General features: G+C 67.3%; 23 protein-coding genes and 1 tRNA gene. 13 read left to right on the top strand and 11 right to left on the bottom strand.

Features of this window, described 5'->3' with window-relative positions:
• Positions 1-198: 198 nt before the first annotated feature.
• Positions 199-2,244 (bottom strand): methyl-accepting chemotaxis protein, encoded by a 2,046-nt coding sequence (locus tag GWI72_RS19675; RefSeq protein ID WP_209000192.1) that lies wholly within the window; start codon positions 2,242-2,244, stop codon positions 199-201.
• Positions 2,245-2,350: 106 nt separating this feature from the next.
• Between GWI72_RS19675 and GWI72_RS19670 the strand changes: the two genes are divergently transcribed.
• A complete protein-coding gene (locus GWI72_RS19670; RefSeq protein ID WP_348272724.1) occupies positions 2,351-3,313 on the top strand; it encodes a DMT family transporter in 963 nt (320 codons plus the stop codon).
• Here GWI72_RS19670 and GWI72_RS19665 read toward each other — a convergent pair.
• Positions 3,267-4,163 (bottom strand): YihY/virulence factor BrkB family protein, encoded by an 897-nt coding sequence (locus GWI72_RS19665; protein ID WP_244314431.1) that lies wholly within the window; start codon positions 4,161-4,163, stop codon positions 3,267-3,269. The genes GWI72_RS19670 and GWI72_RS19665 overlap by 47 nt on opposite strands.
• Positions 4,164-4,401: 238 nt before the next feature.
• Between GWI72_RS19665 and GWI72_RS19660 the strand changes: the two genes are divergently transcribed.
• The 3 genes from GWI72_RS19660 (at position 4,402) to GWI72_RS19650 (ending at position 7,436) form a co-directional block, all read left to right on the top strand.
• Positions 4,402-6,099: an acyl-CoA dehydrogenase family protein gene (locus tag GWI72_RS19660; protein ID WP_161709723.1), complete on the top strand. Its 1,698-nt coding sequence runs from the start codon at positions 4,402-4,404 to the stop codon at positions 6,097-6,099.
• Between the two features lie 270 nt (positions 6,100-6,369).
• Entirely contained in the window at positions 6,370-6,948 is a 579-nt protein-coding gene (locus GWI72_RS19655) for an NAD(P)H-dependent oxidoreductase (protein WP_161709722.1), read from the top strand.
• A 98-nt stretch (positions 6,949-7,046) separates the two neighbouring features.
• On the top strand, positions 7,047-7,436 hold the full coding sequence (locus GWI72_RS19650) for a YkvA family protein (RefSeq protein ID WP_161678073.1): 390 nt from the start codon (positions 7,047-7,049) through the stop codon (positions 7,434-7,436).
• 19 nt (positions 7,437-7,455) lie between these two features.
• Here the strand turns inward: GWI72_RS19650 and GWI72_RS19645 are convergent, their stop codons facing one another.
• The 4 genes from GWI72_RS19645 to GWI72_RS19630 all read right to left on the bottom strand — a co-directional run bounded on the left by GWI72_RS19645 (position 7,456) and on the right by GWI72_RS19630 (position 10,699).
• Positions 7,456-7,908: a translation initiation factor IF-3 gene (locus GWI72_RS19645; protein WP_161678071.1), complete on the bottom strand. Its 453-nt coding sequence runs from the start codon at positions 7,906-7,908 to the stop codon at positions 7,456-7,458.
• Between the two features lie 215 nt (positions 7,909-8,123).
• On the bottom strand, positions 8,124-8,660 hold the full coding sequence (gene thpR, locus GWI72_RS19640; protein WP_161678069.1) for an RNA 2',3'-cyclic phosphodiesterase: 537 nt from the start codon (positions 8,658-8,660) through the stop codon (positions 8,124-8,126).
• A 252-nt stretch (positions 8,661-8,912) separates the two neighbouring features.
• Positions 8,913-9,965: an aldo/keto reductase gene (locus GWI72_RS19635; protein WP_161709721.1), complete on the bottom strand. Its 1,053-nt coding sequence runs from the start codon at positions 9,963-9,965 to the stop codon at positions 8,913-8,915.
• An 89-nt stretch (positions 9,966-10,054) separates the two neighbouring features.
• Complete coding sequence (locus GWI72_RS19630; protein ID WP_208995992.1) at positions 10,055-10,699, bottom strand: arylesterase; 645 nt, start codon at positions 10,697-10,699, stop codon at positions 10,055-10,057.
• Positions 10,700-10,886: 187 nt separating this feature from the next.
• Here GWI72_RS19630 and GWI72_RS19625 point away from each other — a divergent pair, with 187 nt between their 5' ends.
• From GWI72_RS19625 to GWI72_RS19615, 3 genes are all read left to right on the top strand, one after another.
• The gene (locus GWI72_RS19625; protein WP_161678063.1) at positions 10,887-11,600 is read left to right on the top strand and encodes an ABC transporter ATP-binding protein; all 714 of its coding nucleotides are present in this window, start codon (positions 10,887-10,889) and stop codon (positions 11,598-11,600) included.
• Positions 11,597-14,176, top strand: coding sequence for an ABC transporter permease (locus GWI72_RS19620; protein WP_161709720.1), 2,580 nt, complete (start codon positions 11,597-11,599; stop codon positions 14,174-14,176). Before GWI72_RS19625 ends, GWI72_RS19620 begins: the two co-directional genes overlap by 4 nt.
• A gap of 186 nt (positions 14,177-14,362) precedes the next feature.
• A complete protein-coding gene (locus tag GWI72_RS19615; protein WP_161678059.1) occupies positions 14,363-15,115 on the top strand; it encodes a Bax inhibitor-1/YccA family protein in 753 nt (250 codons plus the stop codon).
• A gap of 127 nt (positions 15,116-15,242) precedes the next feature.
• On the opposite strand, the gene GWI72_RS19610 is transcribed toward GWI72_RS19615, so the two are convergent.
• A complete protein-coding gene (locus GWI72_RS19610; protein ID WP_161678057.1) occupies positions 15,243-15,638 on the bottom strand; it encodes a DUF2794 domain-containing protein in 396 nt (131 codons plus the stop codon).
• Between the two features lie 496 nt (positions 15,639-16,134).
• Between GWI72_RS19610 and GWI72_RS19605 the strand changes: the two genes are divergently transcribed.
• Together GWI72_RS19605 and ppa are read left to right on the top strand one after the other, a co-directional pair.
• Positions 16,135-16,653 (top strand): GNAT family N-acetyltransferase, encoded by a 519-nt coding sequence (locus tag GWI72_RS19605; protein WP_161678056.1) that lies wholly within the window; start codon positions 16,135-16,137, stop codon positions 16,651-16,653.
• A gap of 163 nt (positions 16,654-16,816) precedes the next feature.
• Complete coding sequence (gene ppa, locus GWI72_RS19600) at positions 16,817-17,356, top strand: inorganic diphosphatase (protein ID WP_161678054.1); 540 nt, start codon at positions 16,817-16,819, stop codon at positions 17,354-17,356.
• Positions 17,357-17,399: 43 nt separating this feature from the next.
• On the opposite strand, the gene GWI72_RS19595 is transcribed toward ppa, so the two are convergent.
• Genes GWI72_RS19595 through GWI72_RS19580 form a run of 4 tightly spaced genes read right to left on the bottom strand, consistent with a single transcriptional unit; the run spans position 17,400 to position 19,231 of the window.
• The gene (locus tag GWI72_RS19595; protein WP_161678052.1) at positions 17,400-17,819 is read right to left on the bottom strand and encodes a metallopeptidase family protein; all 420 of its coding nucleotides are present in this window, start codon (positions 17,817-17,819) and stop codon (positions 17,400-17,402) included.
• 30 nt (positions 17,820-17,849) lie between these two features.
• On the bottom strand, positions 17,850-18,107 hold the full coding sequence (locus GWI72_RS19590) for a hypothetical protein (protein WP_161709719.1): 258 nt from the start codon (positions 18,105-18,107) through the stop codon (positions 17,850-17,852).
• Between the two features lie 3 nt (positions 18,108-18,110).
• Complete coding sequence (locus tag GWI72_RS19585) at positions 18,111-18,638, bottom strand: disulfide bond formation protein B (protein ID WP_161709718.1); 528 nt, start codon at positions 18,636-18,638, stop codon at positions 18,111-18,113.
• A gap of 14 nt (positions 18,639-18,652) precedes the next feature.
• Positions 18,653-19,231, bottom strand: a complete 579-nt coding sequence (locus tag GWI72_RS19580; RefSeq protein ID WP_161678046.1) for a YqaA family protein — start codon at positions 19,229-19,231, stop codon at positions 18,653-18,655.
• 194 nt (positions 19,232-19,425) lie between these two features.
• Here GWI72_RS19580 and GWI72_RS19575 point away from each other — a divergent pair.
• The 4 genes from GWI72_RS19575 (at position 19,426) to GWI72_RS19560 (ending at position 22,503) form a co-directional block, all read left to right on the top strand.
• Positions 19,426-19,512, top strand: a tRNA-Leu gene (locus GWI72_RS19575).
• Positions 19,513-19,655: 143 nt separating this feature from the next.
• Positions 19,656-20,210 carry a hypothetical protein gene (locus GWI72_RS19570; protein WP_161709717.1) on the top strand — a complete coding sequence of 185 codons (555 nt, stop codon included), beginning with the start codon at positions 19,656-19,658 and terminating at the stop codon, positions 20,208-20,210.
• Positions 20,211-20,355: 145 nt separating this feature from the next.
• Positions 20,356-20,877 (top strand): cupin domain-containing protein, encoded by a 522-nt coding sequence (locus GWI72_RS19565; protein WP_161678042.1) that lies wholly within the window; start codon positions 20,356-20,358, stop codon positions 20,875-20,877.
• Between the two features lie 60 nt (positions 20,878-20,937).
• A complete protein-coding gene (locus GWI72_RS19560; RefSeq protein ID WP_161709716.1) occupies positions 20,938-22,503 on the top strand; it encodes a CYTH and CHAD domain-containing protein in 1,566 nt (521 codons plus the stop codon).
• Positions 22,504-22,514 lie beyond the last annotated feature (11 nt).

Raw genomic sequence — 22,514 nt, 5'->3', positions numbered from 1 at the left:
GCAAAGGCGTTCCGGCCCGGGCCACGGCAAACGGGGGATAGAGTGCACGGCCGGCGGGGGAAGAACCAGACAGGAGGAACCACAACGCGAAGGCGCGCGACCCTTGGCCGCGCGCCCCACGAAAACATGACCCGGAAGTGGCCCGGAGAGGGAGCCCGGATCTGCAGCCCGGTCAGGCAGAGTGATCAGGCAGAGTGATCAGGCCGCGCGGACCCCGTCAAGGAACTGCCGCACCTCGCGCCGCAGCAGGGCCGCCTGCTCGGAGAGCACCTTCGACAGGCGGTCGACCTCGTCGCCCGAGGCCCGGGCATGGTCGGTCGCGCTGACGACGGCGGTCATCCGGTCGGCGCCCTCCTCGGAGCGGTTCGAGGCATCCGCGACGTTGCGGGAAATGCCCGACACGGCGCGGTCCTGCTGCTCGACCGCCTGAGCGACGGCGGAGGCTAGCCCGTCCATGTCGGCGATGATGTCGCGAACTTCCGAAATCGCGGTCACGGCCCCGGCGGAGGCGCTCTGGATGGCCTCGACCTGCTTGGCGATGTCCTCGGTCGCCTTGGCGGTCTGGTCGGCGAGCTGCTTCACTTCCGCCGCCACGACCGCGAAGCCCTTGCCGGCCTCCCCTGCACGGGCGGCCTCGATGGTCGCGTTCAGCGCCAGCAGGTTGGTCTGGTTGGCAATGTCGCGGATCAGGCTCATGACGGCGCCGATCCGGTCGGCGGCGCTGGAGAGGTCCTGCATGGTGGAGAAGGTGCTGTCGGCACCGGCCACGGCCCGCTTGGCAACCTGGGTCGAGCGGCCGGCCTGCGAGGCGATGTCGCGGATCGAGGCGGCAAGTTCCTCGGTCGCCCCGGCGGCAGAGGTCACGTTCTGCGCCGCGACGCGGACGCTGTTGCCGGCCTGGTCGGCAAGGGCGGCCACCTCGTCGGATGCGGTTTCCACGGCGCTGGAGGCCTTGTCCAGATCCCGGGAGGCGTGGTCGAGGCTGTCGAGCGAGCGCTGCACCGCGGCCTCGAAGTTGGAAATGATCGCCTCGAGCCGGGCCACGCGGGCATCACGGCCCTCGTTCTCCCGGGCCTGCTCCGCCGCGAGGCGGTAGCGCTCGGCCGCGTTGTCGCGGAAGACACGCACGGTCCGAACCATCGCGGAAATCTCGTCGCGGCCAGTCCCGGCCGGCAGCTGGATGTCGGTCTTGCCGGAGGCCAGCACCTCCATCGAGGTCTGCAGGCTGGCGAGAGGCGCTGCAATCGAGCGTCCGATCATGATCGCAAGGCCGGAGAGCACCACGACCAGCGCGCCGATGACGCCATACATCACCTTGGAGGACAGGGTGCGGATCTCTTCCAGCTCGCTGCGTGCAGCCGCATCGCCGGTCTGGGCGGCGGTCAGCAGCGCCTCGATATGCGGCGGCAGCAGGCCAAAGAGGTCCTCCGCCAGCGTGATCTTGGTCTGCCGGTCCTGGAGCGCGGCGGCGTAGGCATCGAAGGCAGCCTTGTAGGCGGTCATGTGACCCTCGATCTCGGCCTTCACCTCGTTCGGGATGTAGACGCGACCGATCAGCTTCTGGAACACGGCATAGGACTTCTCGAAGGCCTCCCGCAGGTCCGGCTTGCCGCCCGACTGGGTAAACCGGCTTTCCGACAGCTGCACGTCCATCACGGTGCGCGCGAGCTTCTCGAAGTCCGAGTTGCCGCCGAACTTCAGCTCGTCGTCGATCCGGGTCTTGGCCTTGCCGGACAGGTCGGCCAGCTGGGCGCGCAGGCCGGAGGCCGCATCGAAGCCGATCGTCTCCTGCACGTCATGCAGCTGGTTGAAGGCACCGACGATCCCGTCCAGCGTGTCGGCGATGTCGGCCGTCTGCGCGGACAGTCCCGCTGCTGCCGGGATCTGGCGCACCTGGGCAAGCCGTGCGACCGTTTCCTGATGCCCGGCCAGCAGGGCAGCATGGGCGGCGTCGGAGGGGGCGACCAGGTAGCCCTTTTCCAGCAGCCTCAGGTCGTCGGCTGCCACGAGCAGGTCCAGCGTCGCGCGCGACAGGGCCGTGTTCTCACCCGAGGCGAGGAATGCGCTGTCCACACGCGACTGGCTCCACCAGAACACCGAGCCGACAGCGATCAGGCCGAGGGTCGAGATCAGGCTGAGGATGATGATCCGGAACCGGACAGTCATGCCGGACAGGAGGCCGGCCCCTTCAGCGACGGCATCCGGTCCGGTGACAGACGAGGGGGATTGAAAAGCACGGCTCATTGCGCGAAACCCTTAACAACCGTCCGCAAGGACAGCTTTCGTGTCCGCTCGACCATGGCGCGGGAGCAGTTAACATCCGCTCAACACGCTACGTCATTTTCAAGTCGTGAAGAGCCCAAATTCTATTCAGTTTGGATTCGGTCCAGGCCATAAACAGTGGACACTCCGCGTGCAAAAGCCAATTCTTGCAACCATAGCGCCAGGTCTTTTCGTTTTGCTCTGGTCGACAGGCTTCATTGGCTCGAAGCTGGGCGCGCCCTACGCAGATCCATTTGTCTTTCTCTCGGTAAGATACCTTGCTGTACTTCCCTTCCTGCTTGTCTTCGCAGTTGCAGCAGGATCAAAATGGCCAAACAACACGCCGGCAATCCTGCACTGCATTGTCACCGGCATGCTTGTTCACGGGATTTATCTCGGTGGCGTCTTCTGGGCAATTGATCGCGGCATGCCGGCCGGCGCCAGCGCGCTGATGGTCGGACTGCAGCCGGTGCTGACGGCCCTGGCGGCCGGGTGGCTGCTCGGTGACCGGATCGGCCCGCGCCACTGGGCCGGCATGGCGCTCGGCTCGCTCGGGCTGGTGCTGATCGTCGGGCCGAAGCTCGGCCTCGACGGATCGGGGATCACGATTGCCACGATCACCGCGATGGCGGCGGCCGTTCTCGCCATGAGCTTCGGCACCGTGTACCAGAAGCGCTTCGTGCCTGCGACGGATCACGTCACCGCCACGGTGTGGCAGTATGTCGGCGCGCTGATCGTGTCGCTGCCCATGACGCTCGGAGAGAGCTGGCAGATCGACTGGAGCCCGCAATTCGCGTTTGCGCTGGCCTGGCTGGTGCTCGTGCTGTCGATCGGCGCCATCCTGCTGCTGATGTACCTGATCCGGGCCGGCGCCGTGGCCGAGGTTGCCTCGCTGTTCTATCTGGTGCCGGTGGCCACGACGATCGAGAGCTACTTCCTGTTCGGCGAGCGGCTGGCGCCGGTCCAGATCGCCGGCATGGGGCTTGTGGTGGCGGCGATCCTGCTCATCCGGCGGAAGCGGACCCCTCCCCCGCCCGCCGACGCTGTCTGATCCGGCGCGCCCGCAGCAGGGATGCGTTGAGCTCGCCGCCGGCCAGCAGCGCCAGCGCCACCATGTACAGGAACACGAGCGCCGTCATGACACCGGCCAGCCCGGCGTAGGTGGAGACATAGTTGGCATAGGTCGCCAGATACATGCCGAACAGCATGCCGGAGCCGATCCAGAGCGCAAGCGTCAGCAGGACGCCGGGCAGGATGTCGAGAAGCTGCCGCCGACCGGCCGGCAGCACCACATGCACCACGAGAAGGCCGGCCGTGCTGATGAGCCCCGCCACCACGTAGCGGGCGACATGGAGCTGGTCGAACCAGGCGGCCAGCGCCGGCGCGAACCGTTGCGCGGCCGCCATCGCCAGCGGGGCAAGGACGATGAGCAGCGTGAAGGCGATGAGGGCAACGGCCCCGAACAGCACCACCAGGATGGACTGCAGGCGCAGGACGAGGAAATTCCGGGTCTCTGTGACCCGGTAGGCGCGGTTGAGGGCGACACGGACGGCGCTGACGCCGTTCGAGGAGAACCACAGCGCGGCGATGACGCCGAAGGTCAGCAGGTCGCCGCGCGGAACGGTGAGCACCTTGCTGATCTCGTTGGCGACCGGGGCCGCGACCGCATCGGGCCAGGCATCGAAGATCAGCTGCGACACCCGCGGCGCGGCCTCGCCGAAGCCCAGAAAGCCGGCAAGTGCTGCGATGAAGATCAGGAACGGAAACAGCGCAAGGAGAGTGGACAGCGCCACATGGCTCGCCATCGCCCAGCCATCATCGGTGTTGAAATGACCGAAGGCGTCGGCAAGGACACGATAGGCATCGCGCAAGGGGGCGCTGAGGGCGGGCCGGGGCATCATGCCCTGATCTCGCCTGTCGCCGGGGCCGGCGTCAACCCTGCCACGCCGGGCCGCCGGACGCGGCACCGCAGCAGTCCCGGGCGGCGCCAGCCACGGGCCCGGACCAGCCCCTGAGGCAGAAAACCGCGGCCGTCAGCCAAAAGGCGTACATCCACAGCCCTCGACAAAGCGTAAGGTGCAACGCAACATGCTTGCCGGATTTCGACGCCGCGAACAACAAACGCAAAGGGACGGACCCATGACCACTGCCCTCAACCGCGCCAGTGCCCCGACTGCGCCCGGAGACGAGCTTCTGACGCAGACCCGCGCGGCCGTCGAAACGATCAGCTCGCTGGTCGACACGGCCACGCGCCGCGTGCGCGAGGCGGTCAGCAAGGGCGGCAAGATCTCGTCCGAGCTGGTGGACCGCGAGCAGCGCGCAACCCACGGCCTCGCCTGGCTTGCGACCTATGGCGAGGCGCTGCGCCAGCTGGACGCCTATCAGCTGCGCCTGCGCGAGCAGGGTCGCCACGGCGAGATCGAGGAGCTGATCGTCCGGCTGGGCTTTGCCGAGTATCTGGCGCAGATCTTCGGCGGCATCCCGATGAACCAGGGCGAATTCGTCCGCCTCGGCGATCTGGGCCTGAGCGCGGCAGAGATCGCCGCTGCCCGCACACCGGCCATCGAGCAGCTGATGGCGGAGGGCAACACGCCGGCCGTCCGCGCCCGGCTGGCGGAGCTGATCCGTCACCAGGCCTCCCGCTCGACCTTCGGCGACAGCGGTCTTGACGCGACGCTGGAACAGATCCGCGGCGAGATGCGCCGCTTTGCCGAGGACAAGGTGGTGCCATACGCGCATGAGTGGCACCTCAGGAATGACTACATCCCGCTCGAGGTCATTGCCCAGATGGCCGAGCTTGGCGTCTTCGGCCTGACGATCCCGGAGGAATACGGCGGGCTCGGCCTCGGCAAGGAGAGCATGTGCGTCGTCTCCGAAGAGCTGTCGCGCGCCTACATCGGCGTCGGCTCGCTGGGCACCCGCTCGGAGATCGCAGGCGAGCTGATCCTGTGCGGCGGCACGGAAGAGCAGAAACAGAAGTGGCTGCCGCTGATCGCCTCCGGCGAGATCCTGCCGACGGCCGTCTTCACCGAGCCCAACACCGGCTCCGACCTGGCCTCCCTGCGCACCCGTGCAGTGCTGGACGGGGATGTCTGGAAGATCTCCGGCAACAAGACCTGGATCACCCATCCGGTCCGCGCCGACATCATGACCCTGCTGGCCCGCACCAACCCCGAAGAGCCGGGCTACAAGGGCCTGTCGATGTTCATCGCCGAAAAGCCGCGCGGCACCGACGAGGACCCGTTCCCGGCCGAGGGCATGTCCGGCGGCGAGATCGAGGTGCTCGGCTATCGCGGCATGAAGGAATACGAGATCGCCTTTGACGGCTTCGAGGTGAAGGCGGAAAACCTGCTCGGCGGTGAAACCGGCCAGGGCTTCAAGCAGCTGATGCAGACCTTCGAGGGGGCCCGCATCCAGACCGCAGCCCGTGCGCTGGGTGTCGCCCAGGCGGCGCTGGACCTTGGCCTGCGCTATGCCGAGGAGCGCGTCCAGTTCGGCAAGGCGCTGATCAACTTCCCGCGCGTCTCGGACAAGCTGGCGCTGATCACGGCCGAGCTGATGATTGCCCGCCAGCTGACCTATTTCTCGGCCTGGGAAAAGGACTCCGGCCGGCGCTGTGACCTCGAGGCCGGCATGGCCAAGCTGCTCGGTGCCCGGGTGGCCTGGGCGGCGGCGGACAACGCGCTGCAGATCCATGGCGGCAACGGCTTTGCGCTGGAGTACCAGATCAGCCGTGTTCTTTGCGATGCCCGCATCCTCAACATCTTCGAGGGGGCCGCGGAAATCCAGGCCCAGGTCATCGCCCGCCGGTTGCTGGAAAGCCGCGCGCTGGACTGACCGACCCCGGACCTCTCGCCTCCCCGCACCATGTCGGACATGGCGCACCTGCGGCCGTTGCCCGGACCTCCCGGCAGCGGCCGCCGCGTTTGCAGCAAGCGCGGAGAGGCCGGCGGATCAGGCCGGGCATCCGGGATGCCTGCACCGCCTCGACGGGGCTCTGGCAGAGGTTGATGCGGACACTCCCGTGGTAGAACGGGCCAAGACACCCCGGACCAGCCGCTCCGGGCCCACAACGGGATGCAGCACCCCACGCAAGGAGGCCCAACCATGCCGAGACGTATCCTCGTTCTCAGCGGTCATCCGGCCGAGGCCAGCCTGACCGAGGCCCTGGCAGAAGCCTATGCCGAGGGGGCCCGCAGCAAGGATCACGAGACCCGTTCCTTCTCGCTCGCCCGCATGCAGTTCAATCCCGACTTCACAGCCGGATACGGCGGACAGCAGCCGCTCGAACCGGATCTGCTGGCGTTTCAGGAGGCCGTGGCCTGGTGCGACCATCTCGTCATCGCACATCCGCTGTGGTGGGGGCTGATGCCGGCACGGCTCAAGGGCCTGTTCGACCGGACGCTGCTGCCGGGCTTTGCCTTCCGGTACGAGGCCGGCAGCCCGTTCCCGGCCAAGCTTCTGAAAGGCCGCAGCGCCGAGGTGCTGGTGACGGCGGACACGCCGGTCTGGTGGCTCTATCTGGTGCTGCGGGCCGGCGGCTACCGGGCCATGAAGAGCCAGATCCTGGGCTTCTGCGGTTTCCGGCCGGTGCGCTTCAAGACCTTCGCTCCCGTGCGCGGATCGACGCCCGAACGGCGCCAGCGATGGCTCGAGACCGCACGCCGCCTCGGCGCCCGGGCTTGACGCTGTTGCAGCCGTCACGAGAACTTCCCATATGGTCATCATGATGGGGGCGGGTGCGGCAGCGGGTCTGCCCGACGGCGCCCGACAGGAGACACCGGATGCGCGCACGTGTAGACGACCTCGGCTTCGATCCCGAGATCCTTGGACCGGAGCTTGGCTCCGACGAGCAGAAGATCAGGAGCCTGCGTCAGCGGCTGCTGGCCACGGCCCGCAAGGCGGCCCGCCAGGTTCCGTTCCTCGAGGACGTGATCGCCGGCTATTACTGCGCCATGGATCCGGCCACGCCGACCAAGGTGCGGGCGACGACGCTGGCGGCGCTGGCCTATTTCGTGCTGCCGGTCGACATGATGCCCGACTTCCTGATCGGCATCGGCTTCGGTGACGATGCGACCGTGCTGATGGCCGCGCTCGCCATGATCCGCACCCACATGCGGCCGGAGCACAAGGAGGCAGCGCGCGCTGCCCTGCAGGACAAGGACCAGCTGTAAGGCGTTGCGGCGGGCCGGATCAGCCCTCGGCGCGGCGCCAGGTGCCCGAGGAGCGGCCCGCCACCAGCCAGTAGATCGCGCCGGCGACGAAGCCCGCAGCCAGCGCCACCGTCGTGCCTGGCCGCAGGCTGGAACCGCCGGCGGCATCATCCGGGATCGGCCCGATGTCGCCGATCCCCCACAGGGCCAGCGCGATCAGCCCCCCGACGGCAACATGATAGAGAAAGCTGCGCCAGCGGAAGGCTTCCGCCAGCACGATGGCAAGGGCGGCGGGAACGAAGGCCAGCGCCCCGATCAGCGCGGCCGAGACAAGCCCCGTGGCCACCACCGCTCCGGCAAGACCCGGCTCCGAGGTGTCGGACAGGCCCTGGAAAAAGCCCCAGGCAAGGAATACGCCCGCGCCCGTCAGCCCCAGAATGAAGCCGAGGACGATCCGCACCGCCTGAAGCACGAGCCCTGCACCGCTGACCATCCTGTCACGCCCTCGCCTGTCCAGTTTTCGCCAGCCCGGTTTTCGCCAGCCCGGTTTTTCGCCAGCCCGGATTTCGCCGGCCCAGCTTCTGCCGGCCTAACGCCGACCGGCCAGACCCAGCCTTGCCGCATCCCGGGCGGCCGCAAGGCGTCCTGCCGGATCAGGGCGGCATCGGCCCGGGCGAACCGGACCGGCTGCGCCCCCTTGATAGCCGGTCAGGCCGCGAGCGGGAAGGCTTCCTCGACCAGATACGGGCCGCCGCCGATGCTGGCACGGGATGAATAGAGCACGAAGCGGCCGGCCAGGAAGGGCGGGGCCTGGAAGTCGCCCCGTTCCATCAGCCAGCGCGCCACCTCCTCGTTGCTCGCCGTCTTGCAGCGCGCGATGGTGACATGCGGCGTGTACTTGCGCCGCTCCGCCGGCAATCCCAGCCGCTGCAGGATGCGCTCCTGCTCGCCCTGGAGCTCGGCCAGCTGCGGCGTCGGCTGGACGCGCGCCCAGACCGCATGCGGCTTGCCGTTGCCGAAGGAGCCCAGACCGCTCAGCCGGATCTCCACCGGCTCGCGCCGCACGCGTGACAGCGCGTCTGCCACCTCGTCGGCCGTGCGGTCGTCGATGTCGCCGATGAAGCGGAGAGTGATGTGGTAGTTTTCGGGGTCAATCCAGCGGCTGCCCTTGAGGCCACCGCGGAGCATGGACAGGTACATGCCTGTCTGGGCGGGTATTTCAAGACCCGTAAACAAGCGCGGCATCGGGCAGATCCTCCGCTGTCGCTGACACGATCATTGAGGGGGCAGTTTGCCGCACTGCGCAAGAAAAATCTCAAACCCCTGAAAAACAAGAGGATCTGACCGACCCGACCGCGGCAGCTGCCGCGCGGGCCAAGCGTGATTCGGACAACCGGCCTGTCTTGTTCCACAGGCCGGCTGCCATCGCGGGCATCGCGACCGGAGCCGCAGGCGCCAGGCGCCAGGGGTCAGGCGCCAGGGGCCAGACGCCAGATGTCAGGGGCAGGGATTGCCGTGCAGCTGGTGCAGCGCGTCGATCCGCTCCAGCACGTCGGCCGGCAGGGTCAGGTCCGCCGCCCCCAGCGCGGTGTCCAGCTGCGCCAGGCTGGTGGCGCCGATGATCACGCTGGTCACGAAACTGCGCGACAGGGCAAAGGCAATCGCCATCTGCGACGGATCGAGCCCGGCCTCGCGGGCCAGGTCGACATAGGCGTTGATGGCCGCTTCGGCACCCGGCTTCTCGTAACGCTGCAACCTGTTGAACAGCGCCTTGCGCGAGCCGGCCGGCATTGCACCGTTGCGATACTTGCCGGTGAGATACCCCTGCCCCAGGGCGGAATAGGCAAGGAGACCGACACTCTCGCGGAGGGCCACTTCGGCCAGCCCGGCCTCGAAGGTCCGGTTGACGAGATTATACGCATTCTGGATCGAGACGACACGCGACAGGCCCTTCAGCTCCGCCGCCTTCAGATAGGTCATCGTGCCCCAGGGGCTTTCATTGGACAGGCCGACATGCCGCACCTTGCCGGCCTTCACGAGGGCCGTGAGTGCCTCGAGCGTTTCCTCGATCGGCGTCTCGTCGGACAGGATCTCCGGATCGGCCCAGCGGGTGGGATTGGAGCCGAAGCCGGAGACGTTCCGCTCCGGCCAGTGCACCTGGTAGAGGTCGATGCAGTCGGTCTGCAGGTTGGCAAGGCTGCGGTCGACCGCCTCGTTGATCTGGCGGGCCGTCAGACGGCCCGGCGAGCCGTCCTTGCGGAAATGGGTCATGTCCGAGCGGCCGACGACCTTGGTTGCCACGACCACCTTGTCACGCAAGCCCCGCGCCTTGAGCCAGGTGCCGATGATCCGCTCGGTGCGCCCCTGCGTTTCCGGGCGCGGCGGGATCGGGTAAAGCTCGGCGGCGTCGAGGAAATTGACGCCGGCGGCAAAGGCTCGGTCAAGCTGGGCATGGCCCTCGGCTTCGGTGTTCTGCTCCCCGAACGTCATGGTTCCAAGGCAGATGTGGCTGACCGCAAGGTCGGTGCGGCCGAGACGGCGAAGTTCCATCGATAGGTCCTGGTCTTGAGCTCTGAGGCGGGGGCAACAGGCTGGGGCAACAGGCCGGACGCGGGAAACCGGCGCGAAGGGAGGAGAGCCTACGACCCCTGGCGGACTCGGCCGATCAGCTCTTCCGCCAGCGGTAGCACACCGCGAACGATGACGGAAACCCCCTCGCCGGTCGGATGCATGCCGTCGGGCAGGTTCAGCTCCGGCTTCATCGCAACGCCCTCAAGGAAGAAGGGATAGAGCAGCGCGCCATGGGCGGCGGCAATGTCGGCGAAGATCGGATCGAACGCGCGGGCATAGTCCTCGCCGAGATTGCGCGGTGCCAGCATGCCGGCCACCAGAACCTTGACGCCGCGCTGCGTCAGCCGCGCCACGATCGCGTCGAGATTGGCGCGGGTGGCGGCCGGATCAATGCCGCGCAAGGCATCGTTTGCCCCAAGCTCGAGGATGACCGCATCGGCCGTCGGCGGCACCGACCAGTCGAGCCGTGCAAGGCCGCCGCTGGACGTGTCGCCGGACACGCCCGCGTTGATCACGGAAATGTTATGCCCCTTTTCCTTCAGGGCGCGCTCGAGCTGCACGGGAAAGGCCTCTGCCGCCGGAAGCTGGTATCCGGCCGACAGACTGTCGCCAAGGACAACGATTTCGACGGGTTCGCCGCCGCTCGCCACCGGTGCCGACGGCGCGGCCGGGGACTGGGCGAATGCGGTGACGGGCAGGGCCAGGGCTGCCATTGACACAATCAGATACAAGAACGAACGCATGACGGTCTGGAACACTCCGTGGTTTGGCCCCATTTTCTCGCGCAACGTCGCGGCCGGGTCCAGCGGACATCGCACCTGACCCCGCCCGAAAGCCGCCTGAACAGGAGCAGACCGATCGGCCCGCACGGGCGCGGCTGCCGTCTATATAGGGACGACCATGACATCTGGACCAGCCATCTCCCTCAAGGATGTCCACCTGACCCTCGGCGACGGCGCCGGCAAGGTCCATATCCTCAAGGGCATCGACCTGGAGATCGCCACCGGCTCGTCGGTCGGTCTGGTGGGCCCGTCGGGATCGGGCAAGTCGACCCTGCTGATGGTGATGGCCGGCCTCGAGCGCGCCGACCGGGGGCAGGTGCAGGTGGCAGGCTCCGACCTCTCGCCGATGACCGAGGACCAGCTTGCCCGCTTCCGCGGGCGCAACGTCGGCATCATCTTCCAGTCGTTCCATCTCGTCCCGAACATGACCGCGCTGGAAAACGTGGCCGTGCCGCTGGAGCTGGCGGGCGACCGCGACGCCTTCGCCAAGGCCCGTGCCGAGCTCGAAGCCGTGGGCCTTGGCCACCGGCTCACGCATTACCCCGCCCAGATGTCGGGGGGCGAGCAACAGCGCGTGGCGGTGGCCCGTGCGCTGGTCGTTGAACCGGCAATCCTCATTGCCGACGAGCCGACCGGCAACCTCGACGGCAGCACCGGCGAGCAGATCATCGAGCTGATGTTTGCCGCCCGCGCCCGCCACAACGCCACCCTGGTGCTGGTGACGCATGATCCCGGCCTGGCCGAACGTTGCGACCGGGTGGTGCGGCTGCGCTCCGGCGAGATCGAAAGCGAGCGCGCCGGCACGCCGCAACCGGCGAGGCTTCCGGCATGACCGCCTTCGTCCCCCCGTCGGCCGAACAGGCGGCAACCTGGCGCCTGGCCCTCCGCTTTGCCCTGCGCGAACTGCGGGGCGGCCTGCGCGGCTTCTACATCTTCATCGCCTGCATCGCGCTCGGCGTGGCCGCCATCTCCGGCGTCACGTCCGTGTCCCGCTCCATGACGGAAGGCATCGCCAGCGAAGGCCAGACCATCCTCGGCGGTGACCTGTCGTTCCGTCTGGTGCACCGGGAAGCCGACACCGCCGAACGCGCCCATATCGACAGCCTCGGCGAGACCTCGCGGGTCGCCACCCTGCGCGCCATGGCGCGCAAGCCGGACGGCAGCGACCAGGCCCTCGTCGAGCTGAAGGCCGTGGACGGCGCCTACCCGCTTTACGGCAGCTTTGCCATCGAAGGGGGCGGCGACCTGGCCGCCAAGCTGGCGACCGGTCCGGACGGGATTGCCGGAGCGGTCGCGGACGCCTCGCTTCTGGGCCGCCTCGGCCTTGCGGTGGGCGACACGGTTGCCCTCGGCCGCGCCACGGTGCGCATCACCGGCATCATCGCCAGCGAACCGGACAAGCTGTCGGAAGGCATCGAGTTCGGCCCGCGGCTGATGCTGTCCGACACCGCCCTGCCGGCCACCGGGCTGGTGCAGCCGGGCAGCCTTGTCAACTGGTCCTACCGCGTCCGCCTGCCCGAGGGGACGTCGGACGAAGACACGCGGGCCCGCATGGACGAGGCGCGGGAGAAATTCCCGGATGCCGGCTGGCGGGTGCAGTCGCGCGCCAACTCGGCCCCTGGCCTGCAGCGCAACATCAGCCGCTTCTCGCAGTTCCTGTCCCTTGTCGGCCTGACGGCGCTGGTCGTGGGCGGCGTCGGCGTCGCCAACGCGGTGCGCTCGTTCCTGGAGACGAAGCGGGAAGTGATTGCCAGCTTCAAGTGCCTGGGCGCCACCGGCAACCTGGTATTCTCGATCTATCTCATCCAGGTCATGCTGATTGCGGCCATCGGCATCGGCATCGGTCTGGTGATCGGAGCGGCCTTGCCCTTCGTCGCCGGTGCAGCGCTGGCCGGCGTGCTGCCGATCCAGCTGGCACTGTCGATCTATCCGTTCGAGCTGGGGCTCGGCCTCCTCTACGGGCTGCTCACCGCCCTCGCCTTCGCCCTCTGGCCGCTCGGCCGGGCGCATGACATTCCCCCCACGGCCCTCTTCCGTGACCAGGTGGACGCGCGCCGCAGCGCGCCACGCAAGCGCTATCTGGTCGCCACGGCCGTTGCAGCCGCAAGCCTGGCCGCAATCGCGATCTTCCTCGCGCAGGACAAGCGCATCGCGCTGATCTATGTCGGCGCCGCCGCCGGTTCCTTCCTGCTGCTGATCGGGGTTGCCCGGGCGATCATGGCGCTCGCCCGTCGCGCCCCGGTGGTGCGCTCCACCGCGCTCAGACTTGCCATTGCCAACATCCATCGGCCGGGAGCCCTCACCCCCTCGGTGGTGCTGTCGCTCGGCCTCGGGCTGACCCTGCTGGTGGCGCTGGCGCTCATCGACGGCAACCTGCGGCGCGAACTGACGTCCACCATCGCGCAGAAGGCCCCGAGCTTCTTCTTTATCGACATCCAGAGCGCCGAGCGCGATGCCTTCGAGGTGCTGCTGAAGCAGGAGGCCGGCGACGCGACGATCCAGAGCGTGCCGATGCTGCGCGGCCGGCTGACCAAGGTGAACGGGGTCCCCTCCGACCAGGTGAAGGTGTCGTCCGATGCCGCCTGGGTGCTGCGGGGCGACCGGGGTATCACCTATGACAGCAAGATGCCCGCCAACTCGAAACTGGTGCAGGGCAGCTGGTGGGGCGAGGGCTACAGCGGCGAACCGCTGGTTTCCTTCGACGAGGAGCTGGCCACCGGCCTCGGACTGAAGATCGGCGACACCGTCAGCGTCAACGTGCTGGGGCGCGAGATCACGGCGCGTCTGGCGAACACGCGCACGGTGGAATGGGAAAGCCTCGCGATCAACTTCGTGATGGTGTTCTCGCCCAACACCTTCGCCGGTGCCCCGCATGCCCACCTGATGACCGTCACCTGGGATCCGGATGTCGGCGCGGAGCGGGAACTGTCGCTGCTGAAGACCGTGTCCACCTCGTTTCCGACGGTGACCTCGATCCGGGTCAAGGACGCGCTGACCCAGGTCAATTCCATCGTCGAGCAGCTGGCCCTCGCCATCCGCTCGGCCTCGTCGATCACCCTGATCGCCAGCGTCCTCGTGCTGGCGGGCGCCCTGGCGGCCGGCAACCGCAGCCGGATCTACGACGCGGTGATCCTGAAGACGCTCGGCGCCACGCGGGGCCGGCTGATCTTTGCCTATGCGCTGGAGTATGCCCTGCTCGGCCTTGCGACCGCGCTGTTCGCGCTGATGGCCGGAGCAACCGCAGCCTGGTTCGTGATCACCAACGTGATGGGCGGCAGCTTCGTGCTGCTGCCGGCCACCGCGATCGGCGCCGTGCTGGGCGCCCTCGTGCTGACCGTCGGTTTCGGCCTGATCGGCACCTGGCGGGTGCTGGGCAAGAAGCCGGCGCCGGTGCTGCGCAACCTCTGATGCCGGACGGCCGGCACCCGCGGCGCGTCAGCCGCGGCGGGTGCCGGTTCCCGCCCCAACATGAACGATCTGTAATGGTTTTTTCGTAGGGGGCGTCTTGTTCAGGTAACGCAATTTTCCCATATTCTGTGCCAAACGGGTTTGGAAGCCTTCGCTTCCACGTTACCGACAAAAGGGGAAACTGACATGTCGACGTTCGACCGGAACAACCAGACGCCCTACGCGGTCGCCGGCCGCTACGCCGATGCCGGCATCGATGAGGGCCTGCGCTCCTACATGCTGGGCGTTTACAACTACATGACCCTGGGTCTGGCCATCACGGGCCTGTTTGCCCTGGGCGTGGCCAACTTTGCCATGGATTCCTCGGGCCAGCTCACCGCTCTCGGCCAGGCGCTCTACCTGAGCCCGCTGAAGTGGGTCGTGATGCTCGCCCCGCTGGGTATGGTGCTGTTCCTGAGCTTCCGCATCCAGTCGATGAGCGCCGCCACCGCGCAGCTGACCTTCTGGGTCTATGCCGCCGTGATGGGCGTGTCGCTGTCGTCGATCTTCATGGTCTACACCGGTGGCTCGATCGCCCGGGTGTTCTTCATCACCGCCGTTTCCTTCGGTGCCCTGAGCCTGTTCGGCTACACCACCAAGAAGGACCTGTCGGCCTGGGGTTCGTTCCTGTTCATGGGTCTGATCGGCATCGTGCTGGCCTCGCTCGTGAACATCTTCCTCGAGTCTTCGGCCCTGCAGTTCGCGATCTCGGTGATCGGCGTGCTGGTCTTCGCTGGCCTGACCGCCTATGACACCCAGCAGATCAAGGAAATGTACTACGCTGGCGACGACAGCGAAGTGGCTGCCAAGAAGTCGATCATGGGCGCGCTGCGTCTGTACCTCGACTTCATCAACCTCTTCGTGATGCTGCTGCAGCTGTTCGGCAGCAACCGCGAGTAATCCGGTCACACCGGAAAGAGCGAAGGCCCGGGCATCGCCCGGGCCTTCTGCTTTTGACACGTCCTTTTGTCATCACGGACGCGACTGCCAACCGCTGGCGTGGTCCTGCACCGGCTGGTGGGCACACTCAGGCATCAACCAGACGCAGGTGCCGTTTCTTCTCGAGCACCCGGAGAACGGTGGCCAGCTCATGGCCGCGCTTCAGGATCATCCCGTTCGTCGCCACCACGCTGTAGGCGCCCTGACGGCGCGCCAGCTTCGGGTCCTTCTCGATGCGGTAGAGCGGCATCTCGCTGGAGCGGCGGAACACCGAGAAGACGGCCCGGTCGCGCAGGAGGTCGATGGCATAGTCGCGCCATTCGCCATCCGCCACCATCCGGCCATACAGCCGGAGGATCTGGTCCAGCTCGCGCCGGTCGAAGGCGACCACGGGCCGGGCTGGAGGGGGCTGGGATCCGGCGAGCGGGATGAGGTCACTCCGCTCGCCGCCACGTTCGGATGCGTCCGTATCGCTGTCGTTCATGGCGCCTCCTGCTGTCGGGCGACCCGCCCGAGAGACCCTTCGGACCAGACTGCCGGTCGCAACCGCAGCCCGTCACAGGACCGTCATGATGCGCCGCCCGACGCACGCTTGGCAACCCTCGATCTGGCTTGCCGGCAAATCGGCAAGGACAGCGCAGGAGGGCTGAAAAACCTTGGTTTTGCCTCATTTGAGCCCTTCACAGGCCAAAAACAGCACCCATATTAAGACCATTCCTCGTCCGGTCCGGACAGGCCAGGTTCCCGGTACGCATTAGCCCCCCAGCCCCCCGGGGCCCGAACCTTCCGGACACAGTGCTCGCGTACTCGGGCGAGGCACCTGAAGGGCCGGCCTCGTTGCCGGCCCTTTTCATTTCGGGCAGGCCGCATCCCGCTCCACGCGTCGCCCGACGGTCCATTACCGAAAAATCCTGCCTTCGCTGCGCGCCGCCGGTGCGTTTGCTTTTGCCAGTTGCCGCAAGCGCTGTATCATCCGGCGCATGAACACGCAGCTCGTCGAAACCCGTCCGGCCCGTCAGGGGGATGCAGCCGCCCTGGCTGACGTCCACGCCGCAGCATGGCGTGGCGCCTATCGCGGCCTGCTCGATGGCCTTGATCTGGAGCGGCTGGTGACCAACCGCACGCCGCGCTGGTGGGCGGATGCTCTGGCCCGCGGCGTGCGGATCGACCTGATCGAGGTCAGCGGCGAGGTCGCCGGCTATGCCACGTCCGGCCCCTGCCGCATGCGCGGCCTGCCCGCTGCCGGCGAGATCTACGAACTGTACCTGCATCCGCATTACCAGGGCCTCGGCTTCGGCCGGAAGCTGTTCGAGGCGGCCCGCGCCAGTCTCGAAAGCCGCCGGCTTCCCGGCCTCGCGGTGCGGGTGCTCGGGGACAACACGCCGGCCTGCGGCTTCTACCGGGCCCTCGGCGGCCGACTGACCAGCCGCAGCTGGCACACGACCGGCGGGCGCAAGCTGGAACTGCTGGTCTACTGCTGGCCCGCGCACCCGTCCTGATCGCAGCCGCGTCGCCCGCCAGCCGGAAACCTTCCTCGCGGCCCCCTTCCGTCGCCTCTCCAGCCTTGCGGCCGCCGGCTTTTCCTTGCAGCGCAACACTTGGTGCTTGCGCAGATCATCGCGGACTGCAATAGACCTGCGCACCAACTCAAGGAGCAATCCCATGCGTATTGATGCCGTGCCGATTGGCAAGAACCCGCCGGAAGAAATCAACGTCATCATTGAAGTCTCCGTCGGTGGCGAGCCGATCAAATACGAGATGGACAAGGCTGCCGGTGCCATGTACGTGGACCGCTTCCTCTACACGCCCATGCGCTACCCGGGGAACTACGGCTTCGTGCCCCACACCCTGTGCGGCGACGGCGACCCGATCGACGTGATCGTGGCCAACCAGCGCCCGATCGTGCCGGGCGCGATCATGAGCTGCCGCCCGATCGGCGTGCTGATCATGGAAGACGAGAGCGGCCAGGACGAGAAGATCATCGCCGTCCCGAGCTCGAAGCTGACCAAGCGCTACGACAAGGTGCATTCGGTCGACGACCTGCCCGCGATCACCATCGCGCAGATCAAGCACTTCTTCGAGCACTACAAGGATCTCGAGCCCGGCAAGTGGGTCAAGGTCACCGGCATCGAAGGGCCGGACGTCGCCCGCAAGCTCATCGTCGAGGCGATCGAGCGCGCCAAGGCTGAAGAGGCCAAGTAAGCGCGTCGCGCCTGATTTCGACCTTCAGATCGAGGCCGCACGGTCAGTCCGCTGCGGCCTCGATTGCTTCCATGTCCTCGTCGGACAGGCCGAAGTGGTGCCCGATCTCGTGCACGAGCACATGGGCAATCACGTCGCCGAGGCTTTCCTCGTAGCCGGCCCAGTAGTCGAGGATCGGCCGGCGGAACAGCCAGATGCGGTTGGGCTCCTGACCTGTGAAGACCGCGCCGCCCGTCTGCGGCAGGCCCGATCCCTGGAACAGTCCGAGCAGATCGAAGGGATCCTCGAGCCCGACGCTGTCCAGCATCTCGTCCGTGGGGAAATCCTCGATGCCGATCACGAGATCACGGCAGAGGGCACGGAACTCGTCCGGCAGGCCGGCATAGGCCTCGGCGGCAATGGCCTCGAAGGTGGCCAGATCCGGCGCGCTGAGGCCGGACCAGAGGGAAACGGAATCGCTCACGTCGCAAGTCACCTGTGCTGTGGCCAACGGTCACTTCACATAGGTGACGAACAGATAGATGAGAAGCCCCACGGCGAAGACGAGACCGAGGCCGCGGCCGATGCGCGTGCCCCAGACCTCGATCCGGTCGTCCTGGTTCTTGTCCGCCCCGCCGAAGTGATCACGGGCATGGGTGGCCATGCGCCGCGCCGACGAGCCGACAATGGTCTCGCTTTCCGCCTCGACCCGGGCCAGCGCCTTGCGCGCCTCCTCGGCCCGTGCCCGCTCCCGCCGTTCCCGCTCTCCCATGGCTCAGCTTCCCTTCCGCGCCGTGCGGGCAAAGAGTGCCGCAGCCAGGGCCAGAAGCGCAACACCCCCGGAGGCAACGACGTTCCAGCCGGCAAAGGACAGGCCGAGCAGCCGCCAGCTGGCCTCGGTGCAGGACACCACCCGGGTCGTCTGGAGCGCGTGCAGCATGGTGGCCGCCGAGGCCGGAGCCCCGGAACCGCCACCGCAATCGCTCGGTCCGGCCCAGAACTGCCACTCCGCCCCGGCCTGATAGACGCCGAGGCCCGCACCATAGGCAAACACCGCCGCCACGAGCAGGAGCAGGAGCGCCGCCGCTCCATGGCGCCGGGTCAGCAGCGCCGCGAGCGCCACCAGGGCCAGTGGCAGGCCGATGTAATAGGGGATGCGCTGCTCGAGGCAGAGCTTGCAGGGGCTGTAGCCGCCGATGAGCTGGAAGCCCCATGCCGCGGCGATCGCGGCGCCCCCGCCCACCAGCACCACGCTGTTCGCAAGCAGGGCGAGGCGGGACGAGCGGGTGCCGAACGCGGACATGGGAGACCTCTCCTTCAGATGAACTTGATCAGCGCGAAGCCGCCGAAGAGGAGCACGACGAAGACGGTGAAAACAAGGCCAAGCCGCTTCTCGATGAAGTCGCGGATCGCCGGCCCGAAGAAGTAGAGCAGGCCCGCCACCATGAAGAAGCGCATGCCGCGCGAGATGATGCTGGCCGCGAGGAAGACGGGCATCGACAGCCCGGTGGCCCCGGCCGAGATGGTGATCACCTTGTAGGGGAAGGGCGTCAGGCCGGCGAAGAAGACGAACCACCAGCCCCATTCGTTGAAGACGGCGCTGAACTCGTCGAACTTGTCCATGTAGCCGTAGAAGTCGAGGATCGGCCGGGCGATCTGCTCGAACAGGAAGGCACCGATGAAATAGCCGGCCACACCGCCCAGCACCGAGGTCACGGTGCAGAGAAAGGCATACCACCAGGCCTTCTCGCGCTTGGCGATGACCATGGGGATCAGAAGAAGATCCGGCGGGATCGGAAAGAAGGAGCTTTCGATGAAGGAGACAGTTCCGAGCGCAGAGGGCGCGCGCGGTCCGGAGGCAAGGGACAGGGTCCAGTCGTAAAGTCGTCTCAGCATGGCAACCTGGCAATTCGATGAAACATGCTGCCCTCAATAGCCGGGCCGCACAGTCTTGTCACGGCACGGCAGCGGCCGGAGCGGAAAATTCGCTGCACCGCAGCATCGCGGAGCGCCTGCCGGCATCGGGGAAACCGGCGGCAAAGCGATTGACGCCCTGCCCGGCGTGGCTATAGTCGCGCACCACGACACAGGCCCCTGTGGCGGAATTGGTAGACGCGGCGGATTCAAAATCCGTTTCCTGTGAAGGAGTGCCCGTTCGAGTCGGGCCAGGGGCACCATCGGCCGTCCGCGCGACGTCGGACATGGTGCCTGACGCCTGGAAGGCGCATCCCCAAATCCCGATCTGTCGCAGCAGCCCCTTGAGCTTGCAGCACAAATCCCTAATCTGGCAGCCTTGAGCAGACACCGGAGGGAGACCCGAGTGGGGCAGGCAAAACGCAAGAAGGAAGCCGGAAGCCGCGTGTCCTGGTGCCGGACCTGCACCTATTGCTGTGACCTGCCCGAGATCGGCCCGCTCGACAAGCCGATGTACCGGCCCTGCCACCACATCAAGGATGGCGGCTGCGGCATCTTCGGCGCTCCGGAGCGCCCTGCGGCCTGCCTTGCCTATCACTGCGCCTATCTGTCGGCCCGGGTGACGAACGCGCCGGACCGCAACCGGATCCCGCACCCGCTCGACGCGGGAGCCTATTTCCACCGTGACCCGATCGAGCGGGTCTACGTGCTGTTTGTCGATCCGGCCCGTCCCCAGACATGGAAGGCCAGCGACATAGTGCCCTATCTGCGCGAGCGGATCGGCCAGGGCTTCGAGGTGCTGATCTTCGACCGGGGCCGGCGCATGGTGGTCACCTCGCTGCCGCTGTTCGAGGCAATCCTGGCCCGCGACATCGTCGCCTTCGCCGAAAGCGAAGGCCGGCCGCATGACATCGAGAGCTGGGCGCAAGCAGCTCCGAGGTATAGCCGACAAGTTGATTGAAACCGGCGACCATTGATTAACCGCTTTTGCAATCAGAAGCCTCGTCCAGCCGCCGATAAACCTGACTGAAATCAGGGGTGTGCGACACCTGTTGTCGCAACAGGTGCCCGCAAGAGGCACCAAGGGACATCGACGAGGCGAGATCATGACGATTGCTGAAAACGGCAGCTTCAGCTTTGCTGCCAGTGACCAGACAGACCCGAATGGCACGATCAGGATCGTTTCGGAGCCGCCCGCCTTTGCCTATGCCGCCCTGACCAAGACCTCGCTGCGCAGCGCGCCCATTCGCAAGGACTGGATCATCGACGGCACCCCGCAGGCCCGGCTGGACAGTCTGTCGATGGGGACCAACGGCTGGTCCTCGACCGATCACTGGGATTGCACCGCCGGCCGGTTCCACTGGCATTTCTTCTGGGACGAGACGGTCCTGTTCCTCGAAGGCGAGGTCCATATCACCGACGACAGGGGCAACACCTATGTCGGCCGGCCGGGCGTGAGCATGATGTTCCCGGTCGGCACCCACGCGATCTGGCATGTGCCGGTCTATGTGCGCAAGATCGCCTTCAACCGCCGCCCGATCCCCTGGGCCGTGTCGATGGCGATGAAGGTCGATGCAAGGCTGAAGCGGTTGTTCCAGCGGAGCGACAGCAAGCCATTTGCCGGCTAAGAAAAGCGCACCTGTTGCATCTTTCTGGACAGCCGCACAGGCCTTGTCTAGAACCGGATCATGGGGACGACACACAGGGAAATCGAGCTCAAGCTCGAACTGACACCGGGCACCGCCGAAGCTCTTGCTGGCCTCGGCGTTCCTGAAGGTTTTGGCCGGGGCAAGGCGCGCACGCAGCGCCTGCGCTCGATCTACTTCGACACGCCCGACACGGCGCTGGCCCGCGCCCGGATCGCCGCGCGCGTCCGCCTCAAGGGCAAGACGTGGATCCAGACCGTGAAACTGCCCGGCGACCCGGCGGGCAGCGGCCTGCACACACCCCGGGAGTACGAGGTCAAGGTCCCCTCGGCAGAGTTTTCGCTGGACGCCGTTCCAGATGAGGACGTTCGCGCGGAAATCGCCGCGGCCCTCGGCGGCCAGAGCCTCGCGCCCCGCTTCGAGACCGTGATCGAACGCAGCCAGCGCGACATCACCGCGCCCGATGGCAGCCTGGTCGAGGTGGCGCTGGACATCGGCGAAATCGTCGCCGGCCCGCGCCGCCAGCCCCTGCAGGAGCTTGAACTGGAGCTGAAATCCGGCCAGATCGAGGGGCTCTATGCCATTGCCCGCGCCCTGGTCGGGCCGCTGCCGTTCCGCTTTTCGGCCCTGAGCAAGGCGGAGCGCGGCGACCGCCTCGCCCGGGGTGAGGATGGCGTGCCGGCAGCCCATCCGGCGCTGGCCGAACCGGTCGACCTCAGCAGCGGCCTGACGGCGGAGCGGGCCTATCACGCGATCCTGCGCTCCTGTTCGCACCAGATTGCCGAGAACCGCATGGCCTGCCTGGCCGGGGATGACCCGGAAGGACCGCATCAGCTTCGGGTTGGCCTGCGCCGGCTGCGAACGGCCTTGCGGCTGTTCCGCCCCCTCGTCAACCCGCGCAGCACCGGTGCTCTCGATGCGGCCGCCCAGCGTCTTGCTCTCGGCATCGGGCGCCTGCGCGACCTGGATGTGCTGTCGGCCGATATCGTCGCGCCGCTGCTCGCCATCGCGCCGGAGCGTGTCGATCTGGCCCGTCTGGACCGGCATCTCGACGGCCTGCGGGCGCAAAGACGGCAGGATGTACAGGCGCTGCTGGTCAGCCAGACCGTCAACGACCTGCTGTTCGACCTGGCCAGCTACACCGAGACGCGCGGCTGGCTGTCGTCCGAGGACATCGAGCAGAGCGAACGGCTCGCCGTACCGGTGGCGGAGTTTGCCCGCTCGGCGCTCGACGGCCAATGGCGCCGGGTGCAGAAGTACGGCAACCGCCTCGACAGCCTGACGATCGCCGAGCGGCACGACATGCGCAAGGCGCTGAAGAAATTCCGCTACGGCCTCGAGTTCTTCGCCGGTCTCACGCCGAAGGGCGAGCGCAAGAGCTACCTCAAGCGACTGAAGTCGCTGCAGGACGTGTTCGGCTATCTCAACGACGTGGCGATGGCCGAGATGCTGCTTGACCTGCCGCTGCCGGACGGCACTGCGGCCACGGACCTGGCCCAGGCTGCCGGCTTCGTCATCGGCTGGCACGAGGCGGAAGCCCGACACGCCTGGCAGCACGCCCAGGACTCCTGGGACGAGGCCAGCCGGGCCCCGAAATACTGGCGCTGACGGTCTGCCAC

Source organism: Pannonibacter sp. XCT-53, from assembly GCF_009915765.1.
In the GTDB taxonomy this organism is placed as follows: Bacteria; Pseudomonadota; Alphaproteobacteria; order Rhizobiales; family Stappiaceae; genus Pannonibacter; species Pannonibacter tanglangensis.
Note: the sequence above shows the minus strand (reverse complement) of the source record. Positions and strands in the feature narration are given on the sequence as shown.

Excerpts from the sequence above, each read along its gene's own strand:
- GWI72_RS19675 (WP_209000192.1), bottom strand. The coding sequence starts at position 2,244 with ATGAGCCGTGCTTTTCAATCCCCCTCGTCTGTCACCGGACCGGATGCC.
- GWI72_RS19665 (WP_244314431.1), bottom strand. The coding sequence starts at position 4,163 with ATGATGCCCCGGCCCGCCCTCAGCGCCCCCTTGCGCGATGCCTATCGT.
- GWI72_RS19660 (WP_161709723.1), top strand. The coding sequence starts at position 4,402 with ATGACCACTGCCCTCAACCGCGCCAGTGCCCCGACTGCGCCCGGAGAC.
- GWI72_RS19655 (WP_161709722.1), top strand. The coding sequence starts at position 6,370 with ATGCCGAGACGTATCCTCGTTCTCAGCGGTCATCCGGCCGAGGCCAGC.
- GWI72_RS19650 (WP_161678073.1), top strand. The coding sequence starts at position 7,047 with ATGCGCGCACGTGTAGACGACCTCGGCTTCGATCCCGAGATCCTTGGA.
- GWI72_RS19645 (WP_161678071.1), bottom strand. The coding sequence starts at position 7,908 with ATGGTCAGCGGTGCAGGGCTCGTGCTTCAGGCGGTGCGGATCGTCCTC.
- thpR (WP_161678069.1), bottom strand. The coding sequence starts at position 8,660 with ATGCCGCGCTTGTTTACGGGTCTTGAAATACCCGCCCAGACAGGCATG.
- GWI72_RS19635 (WP_161709721.1), bottom strand. The coding sequence starts at position 9,965 with ATGGAACTTCGCCGTCTCGGCCGCACCGACCTTGCGGTCAGCCACATC.
- GWI72_RS19630 (WP_208995992.1), bottom strand. The coding sequence starts at position 10,699 with ATGGCAGCCCTGGCCCTGCCCGTCACCGCATTCGCCCAGTCCCCGGCC.
- GWI72_RS19625 (WP_161678063.1), top strand. The coding sequence starts at position 10,887 with ATGACATCTGGACCAGCCATCTCCCTCAAGGATGTCCACCTGACCCTC.
- GWI72_RS19620 (WP_161709720.1), top strand. The coding sequence starts at position 11,597 with ATGACCGCCTTCGTCCCCCCGTCGGCCGAACAGGCGGCAACCTGGCGC.
- GWI72_RS19615 (WP_161678059.1), top strand. The coding sequence starts at position 14,363 with ATGTCGACGTTCGACCGGAACAACCAGACGCCCTACGCGGTCGCCGGC.
- GWI72_RS19610 (WP_161678057.1), bottom strand. The coding sequence starts at position 15,638 with ATGAACGACAGCGATACGGACGCATCCGAACGTGGCGGCGAGCGGAGT.
- GWI72_RS19605 (WP_161678056.1), top strand. The coding sequence starts at position 16,135 with ATGAACACGCAGCTCGTCGAAACCCGTCCGGCCCGTCAGGGGGATGCA.
- ppa (WP_161678054.1), top strand. The coding sequence starts at position 16,817 with ATGCGTATTGATGCCGTGCCGATTGGCAAGAACCCGCCGGAAGAAATC.
- GWI72_RS19590 (WP_161709719.1), bottom strand. The coding sequence starts at position 18,107 with ATGGGAGAGCGGGAACGGCGGGAGCGGGCACGGGCCGAGGAGGCGCGC.
- GWI72_RS19585 (WP_161709718.1), bottom strand. The coding sequence starts at position 18,638 with ATGTCCGCGTTCGGCACCCGCTCGTCCCGCCTCGCCCTGCTTGCGAAC.
- GWI72_RS19580 (WP_161678046.1), bottom strand. The coding sequence starts at position 19,231 with ATGCTGAGACGACTTTACGACTGGACCCTGTCCCTTGCCTCCGGACCG.
- GWI72_RS19565 (WP_161678042.1), top strand. The coding sequence starts at position 20,356 with ATGACGATTGCTGAAAACGGCAGCTTCAGCTTTGCTGCCAGTGACCAG.
- GWI72_RS19560 (WP_161709716.1), top strand. The coding sequence starts at position 20,938 with ATGGGGACGACACACAGGGAAATCGAGCTCAAGCTCGAACTGACACCG.